Here is a 14491-nt window from a genome sequence, read left to right on the forward strand (position 1 = left end):
GCCCCTCAGGTCACCGGATCCGCGGGATGCGGTGCCAGCAGCGGCAGCTGGGAGGCCAGTCGCTCCTCGCACAGCTCGACCAGCCGGTCGTAGCCGGCCTTGCCCATCAGCTCGATCAGCTCCGGCCGGTAGGAGACGTAGACGGGATCGCCCGCGCCGTGCGCCGAGGTCGCCGACGTGCACCACCAGTGCAGGTCGTGGCCGCCCGGGCCCCAGCCCCGGCGGTCGTACTCACCGATCGACACCTGGAGGACGCGCGTGTCGTCGGGCCGGTCGATCCACTCGTACGTCCGCCGCACCGGCAGCTGCCAGCACACGTCCGGCTTGGTCTCCAGCGGCTCTCGGCCCTCCTTCAGAGCGAGGATGTGCAGCGAGCAGCCCATGCCGCCCGGGAAGCCGGGCCGGTTCTGGAAGATGCACGAGCCCTGGAAGGGCCGCGTCTGCCGCTCGCCGTCCTCGTCCTCGGAGACCCAGCCGCCCCGCGTGCCCTCGGCATGGTGCTGCCAGATGTCCGGCGTGAGCCTGGCCACATGCTCGGCGACGCGCTTCTCGTCGTCCTCGTCGGAGAAGTGGGCACCCAAGGTGCAGCACCCGTCATCCGCGCGGCCCGCCTGGATGCCCTGGCAGCCGCTGCCGAAGATGCAGTTCCAGCGAGAGGTCAGCCATGTCAGGTCGCAGCGGAACACCTGCTCGTCGTCCGCCGGATCGGGAAACTCCACCCACGCGCGAGCGAAGTCGAGCCCCTTCTCGTCGGGGACGAGGCCCGGTGATTTGTCGCGCTTGGCCTTTTTCGTCTTTGGCACGCCTCCAGGGTACGGGCCTGGTACCCCCACCGAGGACGGCGGACAGCACAGCGGGCAGTAGCGTTCCGTTCATGAGACTCGGTGTCCTCGACGTGGGATCGAACACGGTGCATCTGCTCGTGGTGGACGCGCATCCCGGCGCGTGCCCGTTGCCCGCGCACTCGCACAAGGCGGAACTGCGCCTCGCCCAGCTCCTCGAAGAGGACGGCTCGATCGGCCCCCACGGCGTCGACCGGCTGGTCTCCGTCATTCAGGAGGCGCTCCAGGCAGCCGAGGACAAGGGCGTCGAGGACCTGCTGCCGTTCGCCACCTCCGCCGTACGCGAGGCCCGCAACGCCGACGACGTCCTGGCGCGGGTGCGCACCGAGACCGGCGTGGAGCTCCAGGTCCTCACCGGCGAGGAGGAGGCCCGCCTCACCTTCCTCGCCGCCCGCCGCTGGTTCGGCTGGTCGGCCGGGAAGCTGCTGGTCCTGGACATCGGCGGCGGCTCCCTGGAGATCGCCTACGGCATGGACGAGGAGCCCGACGCGGCCGCCTCGCTGCCGCTGGGCGCCGGCCGCCTCACCGCCGGCTGGCTGCCCGGTGATCCGCCCGACCCGGACGACGTCCGCGCCCTGCGCCGCCATGTGCGGACCGAGATCGCCCGCACTGTCGGCGAGTTCAGCCGCTTCGGCACCCCCGACCACGTCGTCGCCACGTCGAAGACCTTCAAGCAGCTGGCCCGCATCGCCGGCGCGGCCCGCTCCGCCGAGGGCCTCTACGTCCAGCGCGAACTCAAGCGGGAGTCCCTGGAGGGCTGGGTCCCGCGCCTGGCCGCCATGACGGAGCGGGAGTGCGCGGAGCTGCCGGGCGTCTCGGAGGGCAGGGCCGGCCAGCTCCTGGCGGGCGCCCTGGTGGCCGAGGCCGCGATGGACCTCTTCGGCGTGGAGCGCGTCGAGATATGTCCCTGGGCGCTGCGGGAGGGCGTGATCCTGCGTCGCCTGGATCACATGGAGTCCGTGTAGGGGGCCATCCGCTATGGCAAACACCACAACGGCGAAGAGGACCCCCACCTCACCCCGACCACACCCCGTAATCTGTCCTGCATGGCAGAGCCAGCCGTAAAGATCCCGGACGCGAAGGTCGCCCTGTCGACGGCCTCGGTCTACCCGGAGTCGACGGCCACGGCCTTCGAGATCGCCGCGCGCCTCGGCTACGACGGAGTCGAGGTCATGGTCTGGACCGACCCGGTCAGCCAGGACATCGAGGCCCTGCGCAGACTCAGCGACTACCACCGGATCCCGATCCTCGCCGTCCACGCCCCCTGCCTGCTCATCACGCAGCGCGTGTGGTCCACCGACCCCTGGACCAAGCTCCAGCGGGCCCGCGCGGCGGCCGAGAAGCTCGACGCGAGCACGGTCGTCGTCCACCCCCCGTTCCGCTGGCAGCGCCAGTACGCCCGGGACTTCGTCGCCGGCATCTGGCGCATGGCGAACGAGACGGACGTACGGTTCGCCGTCGAGAACATGTACCCCTGGCGGTACCGCGACCGCGAGATGCTCGCGTACGCCCCCGACTGGGACGTCACGAAGGACGACTACCGGCACTTCACGATCGACCTCAGCCACACCGCGACGGCCCGCTCCGACGCGCTGGACATGGTCGACCGCATGGGGGACCGCCTCGGCCACGTCCACCTCGCCGACGGCCGGGGCTCCGCCAAGGACGAGCACCTGGTGCCCGGCCGCGGCACCCAGCCCTGCGCCGAGGTGCTGGAGCGCCTCGCCCTGACCGGCTTCGACGGGCATGTCGTCATCGAGGTCAACACCCGCCGCGCCATGTCGAGCGCGGAGCGCGAGGCCGATCTGGCCGAGGCCCTGGCCTTCACCCGCCTGCACCTGGCCTCGGCGGTGAAGGTGCCGCGGCGATGACCGACCGCCCCCCGGCCGGCACCGGACCCGGCACCACCACCCCCCGCCGCCGCGGCCGCCCCCCGCGCACGGAGTCGGCCGACACCCGCGACCGCATCCTGACCGCCGCCCGCGACGAGTTCTCCGAGCGCGGCTACGAGAAGACGTCCGTCCGCGGCATCGCCAAGTCCGCCGGCGTCGACTCGGCCCTGGTGCACCACTACTTCGGCACCAAGGAGCAGGTCTTCGAGGCGGCGATCACCCAGTCCTTCGGGCCCGTCCTACAGGCCCCGAAAGCCATCGAGGAGGGGCCGCTCGACGGGGTGGGGGAGCGCCTGGCGCGCTTCTTCTTCGGTGTCTGGGAGAACCCGGCGACCCGCGCGCCCCTGCTCGCCATCGTGCGGTCCGCCCTCACCAACGAGACCGCGGCCGCCGTCTTCCGGCGGATCGTCGCCACCCAGGTACTGCGCCGCATCGCCGTACGGCTGGAGCTGCCGGACGCCGAGCTGCGGGCCGAGCTCGCCGCCGCCCAGCTCGTGGGCACCGCCCTCATGCGGTACGTCATCAAGATCGAGCCGCTGGCCTCGGCGGACCCGGAGCAGGTCATCGCCAGGCTGGCCCCGGTCGTCCAGGGACACCTGACCGATCCGTGAGGCCCGCGGGTGCCGTCGTCCGAGACGGCCATCCCGCATTCCGGACACCCCGTCCCGCCCACTGGATGACCGGCGTACGCTCGGTAGCAGTCAGAAGTGTCCAAATCCTCTGACGCCGTCTGTCGAAGGAGCGAGCGACGATGCCCGAGCTGAGGTCCCGCACAGTCACCCACGGCCGCAACATGGCGGGCGCCCGCGCCCTTATGCGCGCCTCCGGTGTACCGGGTGCGGACATCGGCCGCAAGCCGATCATCGCGGTCGCCAACAGCTTCACGGAGTTCGTGCCGGGGCACACGCACCTGGCGCCGGTCGGCCGGATCGTCAGCGAGGCGGTCGTCGCGGCCGGCGGCATCCCGCGCGAGTTCAACACGATCGCCGTCGACGACGGCATCGCCATGGGCCACGGCGGCATGCTCTACTCCCTGCCCTCCCGCGACCTGATCGCGGACAGCGTGGAGTACATGGTCGAGGCGCACTGCGCCGACGCCCTGATCTGCATCTCCAACTGCGACAAGATCACCCCGGGCATGCTGAACGCCGCCCTGCGGCTCAACATCCCCACGGTCTTCGTCTCCGGCGGCCCCATGGAGTCCGGCCGCGCCACCCTGGTCGACGGCACCGTCCGCACCCTCGACCTGGTCGACGCGATCTCCGACGCCGTGAACGACAAGATCTCGGACGAGGACATCCTCCGCATCGAGGAGAACGCCTGTCCGACCTGCGGCTCCTGCTCCGGCATGTTCACCGCCAACTCGATGAACTGCCTGACCGAGGCCATCGGCCTGTCCCTCCCCGGCAACGGCTCGGTCCTCGCCACCCACACGGCCCGCAAGCAGCTGTACGTCGACGCGGCGAACACGGTCATGGACATCACCCGCCGCTACTACGAGCAGGACGACGAGACGGTCCTGCCGCGCAGCGTGGCGTCCTTCGCGGCCTTCGAGAACGCCATGGCCCTCGACATCGCCATGGGCGGCTCGACCAACACGATCCTGCACCTGCTGGCCGCCGCCCAAGAGGCCGGCGTCCCCTTCGGCCTGGACGAGATCAACGCGGTCTCGCGCCGAGTGCCCTGCCTCGCGAAGGTCGCCCCGAACGTCGCCAAGGACCGCACGTACTACATGGAGGACGTGCACCGCGCCGGCGGCATCCCCGCCCTGCTCGGCGAGCTGCACCGGGCCGGCCTGCTCAACGAGGACGTCCACTCCGTGCACAGCCCGTCCCTCGCCGACTGGCTGAAGACCTGGGACGTGCGCGGCGGCTCCCCGTCCGCGAAGGCGGTCGAGCTGTGGCACGCGGCCCCCGGCTGCGTCCGCTCCGCCGAGGCCTTCTCCCAGTCCGAGCGCTGGGAGGCCCTGGACGAGGACGCCGAGGGCGGCTGCATCCGCTCCGCCGAGCACGCCTACTCCAAGGACGGCGGCCTCGCGGTCCTCAAGGGCAACCTGGCCGTGGACGGCTGCGTCGTGAAGACGGCCGGCGTCGACGAGTCCATCTGGACCTTCGAGGGCCCGGCGGTCGTCTGCGAGTCGCAGGAGGAGGCCGTCCAGAAGATCCTCACCCAGCAGGTCAAGGACGGCGACGTCGTCGTCATCCGCTACGAGGGCCCCAAGGGCGGCCCCGGCATGCAGGAGATGCTCTACCCCACCTCGTACCTGAAGGGCCGCGGCCTCGGGAAGACCTGCGCGCTGGTCACGGACGGCCGCTTCTCCGGCGGCACCTCCGGCCTGTCCATCGGCCACGCCTCGCCCGAGGCGGCCGCGGGCGGCACCATTGCCCTGGTCGAGGACGGCGACCGCGTCCGCATCGACATCCCGAACCGTTCCATCGAACTGCTGGTGGACGACGCCGAGCTGGCCCGCCGCGAGCAGGCACTGAACGGCGTGTACGCCCCGAAGAACCGCGACCGCAAGGTCTCGGCGGCGCTGCGGGCCTACGCGGCGATGGCGACCAGCGCGGACAAGGGCGCGGTGCGGGACGTGTCGAAGCTGGGGTGATCCCTTCTCGCGCCGAGGGCCGTCTCCCGCGCTGCGGGAGGCGGCCCTCGCGCATGCCCGGCCGGCTACCAGGCCGCGGGATCACGCCCGTTCACGGCGAAGACAGTCCCGTCCGGCGCACTGCCGTAGACCCGGTCGCCCACGACCACGGGCTCGGGCAGCGCGGCCGGAATCCGGTCCGACCGGTCGCCCAGCCGGGGAGACGTCTGCCCGGCGACCTTCCCGCGCCGCGCGTCGACGGCGAGCAGCCGCCCGTCCGACGCGGTCACGTACACGTACCGGTCGCCGGCGGCCGGCGTGGACCCCCGCATCGTTCCCGTCTCCAGATTCCACAGCTGCTCACGCGCCTCGAGATCGACGGCCACCAACGAACCCCCGGTTCCCATGAGATAGGCCAGGTTCCCGCGCACGGCGCCATGAGCCTGCTGGAGAGGGACGGCGAGGGGCACCCGTCGGGTCTCACCCGTCTGTGGGGTGTAGCGGACCACGGCCCGCGCATCGCCGTGCACCGCGTCGACGGACAGGAGAAACACCGATCCGTCCGACGCGCCGAAGGGCTTCAGCGTCCCGTCGAGCCGGGCGTCCGACCGCACGTCACCCGTCTGCGGATCCACCACGGTGAGCCGGGTGCTCTTCCCGTCCTCCGACGCGCTGGTGGCGTACGCCAGCGGGTCACCGGCGAACGTGGCGAAGTACGGCATCTCGTGGCCGGGGATCCGGTGGCTCCACCGCGGGTCACCGAAGGCGCCGTCCACGCCGGTGACCTTCCCGTCGGCACCCGTGACCAGGAGCATGCCGCCGGCGTACACCGCACTGCCGGCCTCGGGTATGTCCCGCTGCCAGCGCGCCTTGCCCGAGACCGGATCAAGCGCCTCCAGCTGACGCCCCTGGTCCGTCGAGGGCTGCACGAGTCCACCCGCCAGCACCGGCGGTTCCCTCCGGGGCCCCTTGCCGACGGGGTGCCGCCACAGCAGGTGCCCGTCGGACGGATCCAGGGCGAAGACCAGTCCGGACGTGGCACAGAGCAGCCGACCGGCCCCGTGGGAGCACAGGGGTGCGCTGTCGCCGGCCGCCGGTGTCGTCTGCCACCCGCTGAACGCGGCGGACGTGGTCCGCGGGGAGGCGGGCTGTGGTGAGCCGCCGTCACCGTCGAGCAACGGGAGCGAGACCAGAGCACCGACGACGGCCAGGCCGAACGCCCCGGCTCCGAGGACCGCCCGCCTGCCGAGCCGCCGTCCCCTGCCACGGCCGGGTTCCGCCGCACGGACGGGTTCCACCGCACGGACGGGTTTCCCGGCGGGCGGCCACGAACGTTCGGTGTCCCCGGTCCGCTGCGCCGGTATGAACGTCTGCGTGTCGTAGGAAGCCGCGACGGAACGCAGCTCCCGCATCAACTCGTCCGGCGTCGGCCGCTCCTCCGGCTCCTTCGCGAGACACCGCAGCACCAGCGGCGCGACCTCCTCCGGCACACCGGTCAGGTCGGGCTCGTCGTGCACCACCTGGTAGGCGACGATGTACGGGCTGTCGGAGTCGAACGGCCCCTGCCCCGTGGCCGCGTGCACCATCACCGAGCCGAGCGCGAAGATGTCGGCGGCCGGACCCACCTCGCGCGGACGCCGGAACTGCTCGGGTGCCATGAAGGGCGGCGTACCGATCAACCTCCCGGTCTCCGTGCGCAGTTCGCTGTCCAGCGGCCGTGAGATACCGAAGTCGATGACCTTCGGCCCGTCGTCGGCGAGCAGGACGTTGCTCGGTTTCAGATCCCGGTGGACGACCCCGGCACGATGGATGTCACGTAGCGCCTCGGCCAGCCCCGCCATCAGGCGCCGCAACTGGGCCGGCTCCATGGGGCCGTTCCGCTTGACCTGGTCGGACAACGTCGGCCCCGGGATGAACAGCGTGGCCATCCACGGCCGTTCGCTGTCCGGGTCGGCGTCGACGACGGGTGCCGTGAAGGCGCCGCTCACCCTCCGCGCCGCCGCCACCTCCTGCCGGAAACGCCCCCTGAAGTCAGGGTCCTTGGCGAACTGGGCGTGCACGACCTTCACCGCGAGCTTCATCCCGGAGGTGCTCCGGGCCAGATGCACGACACCCATGCCGCCCGAGCCCAGGCGGGACTCCAGACGGTAGTGACCGGCGTATTCGGGAAGTTCCGCTTCCGCGCCCGCTCCGGCGTTCCGCTGTGGCGCCATGGGACCACCCCCGTGCTGTTCGTCCGCGCGCGCGACGCACGGAGCCTAGTCGAAGACTCGTACGGGACCGAGGCGGCTTGCTAGCCTCCACGCACGAGTTGCGCACATGTGTTTCATGGTGTGATTCGGGGGAATCAACGGGACCCCATGGCAGTCATGGGGCTCAACGGGGGGAAGTTTCATGTCTGTCGACCATGTCGAGGAACTCGAAGGCAGAGGCGAGGGCGAGGCCGTCACCATGGCGGCGTCGGCCCTGCGCTCGTACGCCGTCGCCCCGGGCGTCCGCCTGAACGTCCGCAGCGGCCCCGGCACCGGCTACGCCCTCGTCCGCGTCCTGCCCGAGGGCGCCAGGGTCACCATCTTCTGCCAGCGACCCGGTACAACGGTGGCGGGTCCGTACGGCACCACGAACATCTGGGACAACATCGACGACGGCGAGTACGTCTCGGACGCCTACGTGAACACCGGCAGCGACGGCTACGTCCGCCCGCGCTGCTCCTGACCACCCTCACCACCCAGGGGAATCTCGATGTCGTCCCTCAAGCGCAGATCAGCCGTGCTCGCCGGTGCCGCCGGAGCCTTCCTCATGGCGATGGCCCCGACGGCCGAGGCGCTGACCTACTACTCGGTCGCGCCGGGCCACCGGGTCAACGTCCGCAGCGGCCCCGGCACCAACTACACCGTCGTCCGGGTCCTGCCCGTGGGGGCGAAGGTCCCGATCCACTGCCAGTCGCCGGGCACCACGGTGACGGGCCCGTACGGGACGACGAACATCTGGGACAACATCGACAACGGTCAGTACGTCTCGGACGCCTACGTGAACACCGGCAGCGACGGCTACATCCGCCCGCGCTGCTCCTGATCCGACCGCCACTACGCCGGGACCACTCATGACATCGCTGAAACGCAGATCCGTGATGCTCGCCGGACTCACCGGAGCCCTCCTCATGGTGGGCGCGGCCACGGCGGAGGCAGCAGCCGTGCGCTACTACCCGGTCGCGCCCGGCGTCAGCCTCGCCGTCCGCACCGGCCCCGGCACCTCCTACGGCATCGTCCGCTACCTTCCGGTGGGCGCCCAGGTGCCGATCTACTGCCAGACACCCGGGACCACCGTCACCGGCACGTACGGCACGTCGAACATCTGGGACAACATCAGTAACGGCGAGTTCGTCGCGGACGCCTACGTGAAGACGGGCAGCGACGGCTACGTCGCCTCCCGCTGCGGCTAGCCCGCCCGGAGCCCGCGGCCCGGCAAGGGCCATAATCGACCCGTGAGTGCAGACGACAGCACCCCCGCCACCCCCGCGGGCTCCAAGGCCGAGACCCTCGGCCCCCGCCCCGAGCCCCTGCGCTTCTTCGGCACGACCTGGCTGAACCACGACAACGGCTACACCGCGCGCCGTATCGCCGTGGCCGCCGGCTCCCTGGCCGCCGCCGTCGCCTCCTGCCTCGTCCTCCGCCTCGCTTACCAGGGCCTCCAGATCGCCGCCATCGGCGGCTTCGTCACGCTCCTCATGGTCGTGATGTTCGCGATCTGCAGCGCGATGGCCTTCCGCCACACCTGGGACGCCTTCACCCGACGCCCCGACCCGGACCGCCAGGCATCCCTCCGCGGCCTCCTGACCGTCGGCTTCGTCGGCTCCCTCCTCGCCTACTTCTTCCGCTCCCTCACCGAGGCCCCCGGAGAGAAGCTCCACCGCGAGGAGTACGAAGAAGCCCGCAAGCAGTACGAGAAGCGCACGACCCGCCGCTCGGGCAACCCGAAGAACCGCCGCCGCGCATAGCCCCGTCGGACCGCGACCGCGCCCAGGGCCGCCGCGACCCGGGGTTGTGCCCAACTGCCCGGCGAACCGCCCTCGCCCCCGGCGATCTCACCGAAATCTCACCGCACCCCCCACCACCCCCGGCCACCATGGCCGTATGACCACTCCTCCTTCCGCCCACCACCCCACCGGAGCCGACCCCACCCCCGAACCCCCCGCCGGCCGTCCCACCGCCGAGCCCGCACGATCCGCCCGTGCCCACTCCTTCAACACCGCCGCGGCCCAGTACGCGGCCAACCGCCCCTCCTACCCCCCGGCCCTCTTCGACGCGATAGAAGACCTGACCGGTCGCCCCCTCACCGGCACCCGCGTCGCAGACATCGGCGCCGGTACCGGCATCGCCACCGCCCTCCTGCACGCGAGGGGCGCGAACGTCATCGCCGTGGAACCCGGCGACGGCATGGCGGCCCAGTTCAGCCGTACCCTGCCCGGCATCCCGATCATCCGCGGCACGGGTGACGACCTCCCCCTCGCCGGCGCCTCCGTCGACCTCGTCACCTACGCCCAGGCCTGGCACTGGACCGACCCCGCCCGCGCCGTCCCGGAAGCCCTGCGCGTGCTGCGCCCCGGCGGCGCCCTCGCCCTGTGGTGGAACACCGACGCCCTCGACGTCCCCTGGATCGCCGAGGCCGCCGCCCGCACCGGCCGCCACTTCGGCATCGACATCTCCGCCGAGAAGCGCAGCGTCGACTACAGCACCGCCGACCCCAGCGGCGTCCTCGACTTCACCCGTCGCACGGTCCGCTGGAGCCGTCGCGTCCCGGTCGACACCCACCTCGCCAACATCGGCAGCCACTCGGTCTTCCTGGTCCACGGCCCCGACCACACCGCAGCGTTCCTGGCCGACGAACGCGAGCACCTCCTCCGGGCCTTCCCGGACGGCGTCGTGGAGGAGGTCTACGAGGTCGTCCTCCTCCTCGCCGAGACCCCGGCCTGACGCGCACCCGCTCGTCGCACCCGCTTGACGCGTCCGACCCCCGGGAGCATTATTCATCACATGATGAATAATGCTCCCGGTTCACCACGCCCGAGCCCGGCACCCACCCCCGGCCAGTCCCCGACCCCGGACACCGCAGCCGTCCACGCCGAGAACCTCACCGTCGTACGCGGCCCCCGCACGGTCCTCCGCAACCTCGGCTTCACCGTGCCCCGAGGCCAGATCACCGGCCTCCTCGGCCCCTCCGGCTGCGGCAAGTCGACCCTGATGCGCGCCCTGGTCGGCACCCAGGCCAAGGTCACCGGCACCCTCGACGTGCTCGGCCACCCCGCCGGCCACCCCACCCTGCGCACCCGCATCGGCTACGTCACCCAGGCCCCGTCCGTCTACGACGACCTGACCGTCCGCCAGAACCTCGACTACTTCGCCGCGATCCTCGACCCCGGCCGCGCCTCGGCCGACCGCCGCCACGACAACGTCACCCGCGCCATCGCCGACGTCGACCTCACCACCCACGCCGACGCCCTGGCCGGCAACCTCTCCGGCGGCCAGCGCAACCGCGTCTCCCTCGCCGTCGCCCTCCTCGGCACCCCCGAACTCCTGGTCCTCGACGAACCGACCGTCGGCCTCGACCCGGTCCTGCGCCGCGACCTGTGGAACCTCTTCCACGACATCGCGAGCCGCCGCGGCGCGACCCTCCTGGTCTCCTCCCACGTCATGGACGAGGCCGAGCGCTGCCACCGCCTCCTCCTCATGCGCGACGGCGAACTCCTCGCCGACGACAGTCCCGACGCCCTGCGCACCCGCACCGGCGCCGACACGGTCGAAGAGGCCTTCCTGCACCTGGTGGACGAGGCAAAAGCAGCAGCCCGCGCAAAGGAGACGACCCGATGACCATCACCCCGCCCCGGACGGTCGCCCCACCCCGGGCCCTCAGCGCCTCCCGCACCACCGCCACCGCCGCCCGGGTCCTCCGCCAGCTCACCCACGACCCCCGCACCATCGCGCTGCTGATCCTCATCCCCTGCGTGATGCTGTTCCTGCTCCGCTACGTCTTCGACGGCAGCCCGCGCACCTTCGACAGCATCGGCGCGTCCCTCCTCGGGATCTTTCCGCTGATCACGATGTTCCTGGTGACGTCCATCGCCACCCTGCGCGAACGCACCTCGGGCACCCTCGAACGCCTCCTCGCCATGCCCCTGGGCAAGGGCGACCTGATCGCCGGCTACGCCCTCGCCTTCGGCACCCTGGCGATCATCCAGTCCGCCCTGGCCACGGGGCTCGCCCTCTGGTTCCTCGACCTCGACGTCACCGGCAGCCCCTGGCTCCTCCTCCTGGTGGCCCTCCTCGACGCCCTCCTCGGCACGGCCCTGGGCCTCTTCGTCTCGGCCTTCGCCGCATCGGAATTCCAGGCGGTCCAGTTCATGCCGGCGGTGATCTTCCCCCAGCTCCTCCTGTGCGGCCTGTTCACCCCACGCGACAACATGCACCCGGCCCTGGAGGCCATCTCCGCCGTCCTGCCCATGTCCTACGCCGTCGACGGCATGAACGAGGTCCTCCGCCACACGGACATGACGGCCACGTTCGTCCGGGACGCCCTGATCGTCGCGGGCTGCGCACTCCTGGTCCTGACCCTGGGCGCGGCCACCCTCAGGCGCCGGACGGCGTAGCCGCCCCGGACCGGCATCCCGCCCAGCGGACAACCGAGCCGCCGACCACGCCCCGGTGCGAGGATGGACCCCGGACGACGCACCCTTCGGAGGCACCCAGCGCCATGACCCAGAAAGTCGCAGTCCTCGGCACCGGCAAGATCGGTGAAGCCCTGCTCAGCGGAATGATCCGGGCCGGCTGGACCCCGGCCGACCTCCTGGTCACCGCCCGCCGCCCGGAACGAGCCGAAGAACTCCGCACCCGCTACGGCGTCACCCCGGTCACCAACCCCGAAGCCGCCAAGACCGCCGACACCCTGATCCTCACGGTCAAACCGCAGGACATGGGCACCCTCCTCGACGAGCTCGCCCCCCACGTCCCCGCCGACCGCCTGGTCATCAGCGGCGCCGCCGGCATCCCCACGGCCTACTTCGAGGAACGCCTCGCCCCCGGCACCCCGGTCGTTCGCGTCATGACGAACACCCCCGCCCTCGTCGACGAGGCGATGTCCGTCATCTCCGCCGGCACCCACGCCACCGCCGACCACCTCGCCCACACCGAGGAGATCTTCGGCGCCGTCGGCAAGACGCTCCGCGTCCCCGAGTCCCAGCAGGACGCCTGCACCGCCCTCTCCGGCTCCGGCCCGGCCTACTTCTTCTACCTGGTCGAGGCCATGACCGACGCCGGCATCCTCCTCGGCCTGCCCCGCGACAAGGCCCACGACCTGATCGTCCAGTCCGCCATCGGCGCCGCGACGATGCTCCGCGACAGCGGCGAACACCCGGTCAAGCTCCGCGAGAACGTCACGTCCCCCGCCGGCACGACGATCAACGCCATCCGCGAACTCGAGAACCACGGCGTACGGGCCGCCCTCATCGCCGCCCTCGAAGCCGCCCGCGACCGCAGCCGCGCCCTGGCCTCCGGCAACAACAGCTGACCACCGGGGGGCGGGCCCGTCACCCGCCCCCGCAGCGGCGTCACCTCACACGCCCACCGGGGCCTCAGCCGCCACGGCCGGCAGCAGCCCGATCGCGCGATACGCGGCATCCACCGTCGGCCGGGCCATCCCCCGAGCCCGCTCCGCACCGTCCCGCAGCACCCCCTCCACATAACCGGGATCGGCACACAACTCCTTGTGCCGCTCCTGCAGGGGCCGGAGCACCTCGACCACAGCCTCCGCGGTGTCCTTCTTCAAGGCCCCGTACGACGTGTACGCACCGCTCAACCGCCCGGGCTCCCCACCCGTGCACGCCGCGAGGATCTCCAGCAGATTGGCGAGCCCCGGCCGGGCCTCCCGGTCGTACACGACCTCCCGCCCGCTGTCGGTCACGGCCCGCATCACCTTCCTGCGCACCACGTCCGGCTCGTCCAGCAGATAGACGATCCCCGGCCCGACGTCGTCGCTCTTGCCCATCTTCGACGCCGGATCCTGCAGATTCATCACCCGCGACGCCACCCCCGGCCGCGTGGCCCGCGGGATCACGAACGTATGCCCGTACCGCTGGTTGAACCGCACCGCCAGATCCCGCGTCAGCTCGACGTGCTGCACCTGGTCGTCCCCCACCGGGACCTCGTCGGCCCCGTACGCCAGGATGTCCGCCGCCATCAGCACGGGATACGTCAGCAGCGACAGCCGCACACTCCCGCCCCGCCGCTGCTCCCGCGCCGCCTTCTCCTTGTACTGGATCATCCGCCGCATCTCACCGTCGTTGGCCACGCACTCCAGTACGTACGACAGCCGGGCGTGCTCGTCCACATGGCTCTGCACGAAGACCGTGCAGAGCTCCGGATCCAGCCCGGCCGCCAGCAGCAGCGTCGCCGACTGCCGGCTGAGCCTGCGCACCCGCGCGGGATCGTGGTCCACGGTCAGGGCGTGCAGATCGACGACGCAGAACAACGCGTCGGCCTCGTGCTGGTCGACCGCGGCCCACCGCCGCATGGCCCCCAGATAGTTCCCCAGCGTCAGATGCCCCGTCGGCTTGACCCCGCTGAAGACCCGTGTCATCTCTCCTCCTCCTGGCCGGGACCGCCGCCTCCGGGCGGCCGCCCCTCCGTGGTGCGGAGGGAGAAACGAAAACGGCCGCCGAAGCGGCGGCCGTCGAGTGCATACGTGAGGACGGCCGCCTTCAGGCGGCCCACCACAGCTGGGTGCACGTACGCGTCGTCATGCGGCCCAGAGTACGCCCCCGGAGCGCCGTCCGCCCTTGAGTTGACACGCCCAGACCCGGTCCGTAGTGTGCTCCGAGTTGCCCGACGTGAGCGCCGACTCCGGTCGGTCCCCGGGCAGCCAATCCGCAGGTACCCACCACTATTCGACGTGCAGCATGTCTGTCGCCGTTTCATTGGCATGTGTATTCACGGAATGAGGAATCCCCGTTCGAAAGGACGCGGCCCCCGATTGGCTCGGGAGCCGAGGAATCCGCTAAAGTCTCACTCGTCGGAACGGCCCAAGGGTCGCGAAGACAAACCCCGCTGACCGGGGATCAGGCCCGAAAGGATCTGATAGAGTCGGAACCGCCGGAAAGGGAAACGCGAAAGCGGAAACCTGGA

15 protein-coding genes are annotated in these 14491 nt (G+C 71.4%); 12 read left to right on the forward strand and 3 right to left on the reverse strand.

Features of this window, described 5'->3' with window-relative positions:
• Positions 1-5 precede the first annotated feature (5 nt).
• A complete protein-coding gene (locus ACIRDU_RS15100) occupies positions 6-803 on the reverse strand; it encodes a hypothetical protein (RefSeq protein WP_283967905.1) in 798 nt (265 codons plus the stop codon).
• 71 nt (positions 804-874) lie between these two features.
• On the opposite strand from ACIRDU_RS15100, the gene ACIRDU_RS15105 reads away from it, so the two are divergent.
• From ACIRDU_RS15105 to ilvD, 4 genes are all read left to right on the forward strand, one after another.
• A complete protein-coding gene (locus ACIRDU_RS15105; RefSeq protein WP_403578927.1) occupies positions 875-1807 on the forward strand; it encodes a Ppx/GppA family phosphatase in 933 nt (310 codons plus the stop codon).
• An 81-nt stretch (positions 1808-1888) separates the two neighbouring features.
• Entirely contained in the window at positions 1889-2713 is an 825-nt protein-coding gene (locus ACIRDU_RS15110; RefSeq protein ID WP_184560907.1) for a sugar phosphate isomerase/epimerase, read from the forward strand.
• Positions 2710-3345: a TetR family transcriptional regulator gene (locus tag ACIRDU_RS15115; protein ID WP_403578929.1), complete on the forward strand. Its 636-nt coding sequence runs from the start codon at positions 2710-2712 to the stop codon at positions 3343-3345. The genes ACIRDU_RS15110 and ACIRDU_RS15115 overlap by 4 nt, the downstream gene beginning before the upstream one ends.
• Before the next feature lie 140 nt (positions 3346-3485).
• Positions 3486-5339: a dihydroxy-acid dehydratase gene (ilvD, locus tag ACIRDU_RS15120; RefSeq protein WP_403578932.1), complete on the forward strand. Its 1854-nt coding sequence runs from the start codon at positions 3486-3488 to the stop codon at positions 5337-5339.
• A 65-nt stretch (positions 5340-5404) separates the two neighbouring features.
• Here ilvD and ACIRDU_RS15125 read toward each other — a convergent pair whose 3' ends face one another.
• Positions 5405-7531 (reverse strand): PQQ-binding-like beta-propeller repeat protein, encoded by a 2127-nt coding sequence (locus ACIRDU_RS15125; RefSeq protein WP_403578934.1) that lies wholly within the window; start codon positions 7529-7531, stop codon positions 5405-5407.
• 181 nt (positions 7532-7712) lie between these two features.
• On the opposite strand from ACIRDU_RS15125, the gene ACIRDU_RS15130 reads away from it, so the two are divergent.
• The 8 genes from ACIRDU_RS15130 to proC all read left to right on the forward strand — a co-directional run bounded on the left by ACIRDU_RS15130 (position 7713) and on the right by proC (position 12878).
• Complete coding sequence (locus ACIRDU_RS15130; protein WP_386503403.1) at positions 7713-8033, forward strand: SH3 domain-containing protein; 321 nt, start codon at positions 7713-7715, stop codon at positions 8031-8033.
• A gap of 84 nt (positions 8034-8117) precedes the next feature.
• Positions 8118-8393: an SH3 domain-containing protein gene (locus tag ACIRDU_RS15135; RefSeq protein WP_403579026.1), complete on the forward strand. Its 276-nt coding sequence runs from the start codon at positions 8118-8120 to the stop codon at positions 8391-8393.
• Between the two features lie 55 nt (positions 8394-8448).
• Positions 8449-8760, forward strand: coding sequence for an SH3 domain-containing protein (locus ACIRDU_RS15140; RefSeq protein WP_142166858.1), 312 nt, complete (start codon positions 8449-8451; stop codon positions 8758-8760).
• A 42-nt stretch (positions 8761-8802) separates the two neighbouring features.
• Entirely contained in the window at positions 8803-9315 is a 513-nt protein-coding gene (locus ACIRDU_RS15145; RefSeq protein ID WP_403578937.1) for an EamA/RhaT family transporter, read from the forward strand.
• A 136-nt stretch (positions 9316-9451) separates the two neighbouring features.
• Positions 9452-10291 carry a class I SAM-dependent methyltransferase gene (locus tag ACIRDU_RS15150; protein ID WP_403578940.1) on the forward strand — a complete coding sequence of 280 codons (840 nt, stop codon included), beginning with the start codon at positions 9452-9454 and terminating at the stop codon, positions 10289-10291.
• 60 nt (positions 10292-10351) lie between these two features.
• Complete coding sequence (locus ACIRDU_RS15155; protein WP_403578942.1) at positions 10352-11185, forward strand: ABC transporter ATP-binding protein; 834 nt, start codon at positions 10352-10354, stop codon at positions 11183-11185.
• Positions 11182-11961, forward strand: coding sequence for an ABC transporter permease (locus tag ACIRDU_RS15160; RefSeq protein ID WP_403578945.1), 780 nt, complete (start codon positions 11182-11184; stop codon positions 11959-11961). The genes ACIRDU_RS15155 and ACIRDU_RS15160 overlap by 4 nt, the downstream gene beginning before the upstream one ends.
• Positions 11962-12065: 104 nt before the next feature.
• On the forward strand, positions 12066-12878 hold the full coding sequence (gene proC / locus ACIRDU_RS15165) for a pyrroline-5-carboxylate reductase (protein ID WP_403578947.1): 813 nt from the start codon (positions 12066-12068) through the stop codon (positions 12876-12878).
• Between the two features lie 45 nt (positions 12879-12923).
• Here the strand turns inward: proC and trpS are convergent, their stop codons facing one another.
• Positions 12924-13946 (reverse strand): tryptophan--tRNA ligase, encoded by a 1023-nt coding sequence (trpS, locus tag ACIRDU_RS15170; protein WP_403578950.1) that lies wholly within the window; start codon positions 13944-13946, stop codon positions 12924-12926.
• Positions 13947-14491 lie beyond the last annotated feature (545 nt).

Origin of the sequence: Streptomyces sp. NPDC093598 (genome assembly GCF_044764825.1) — a bacterium.
Taxonomy (GTDB): Bacteria; Actinomycetota; Actinomycetes; order Streptomycetales; family Streptomycetaceae; genus Streptomyces.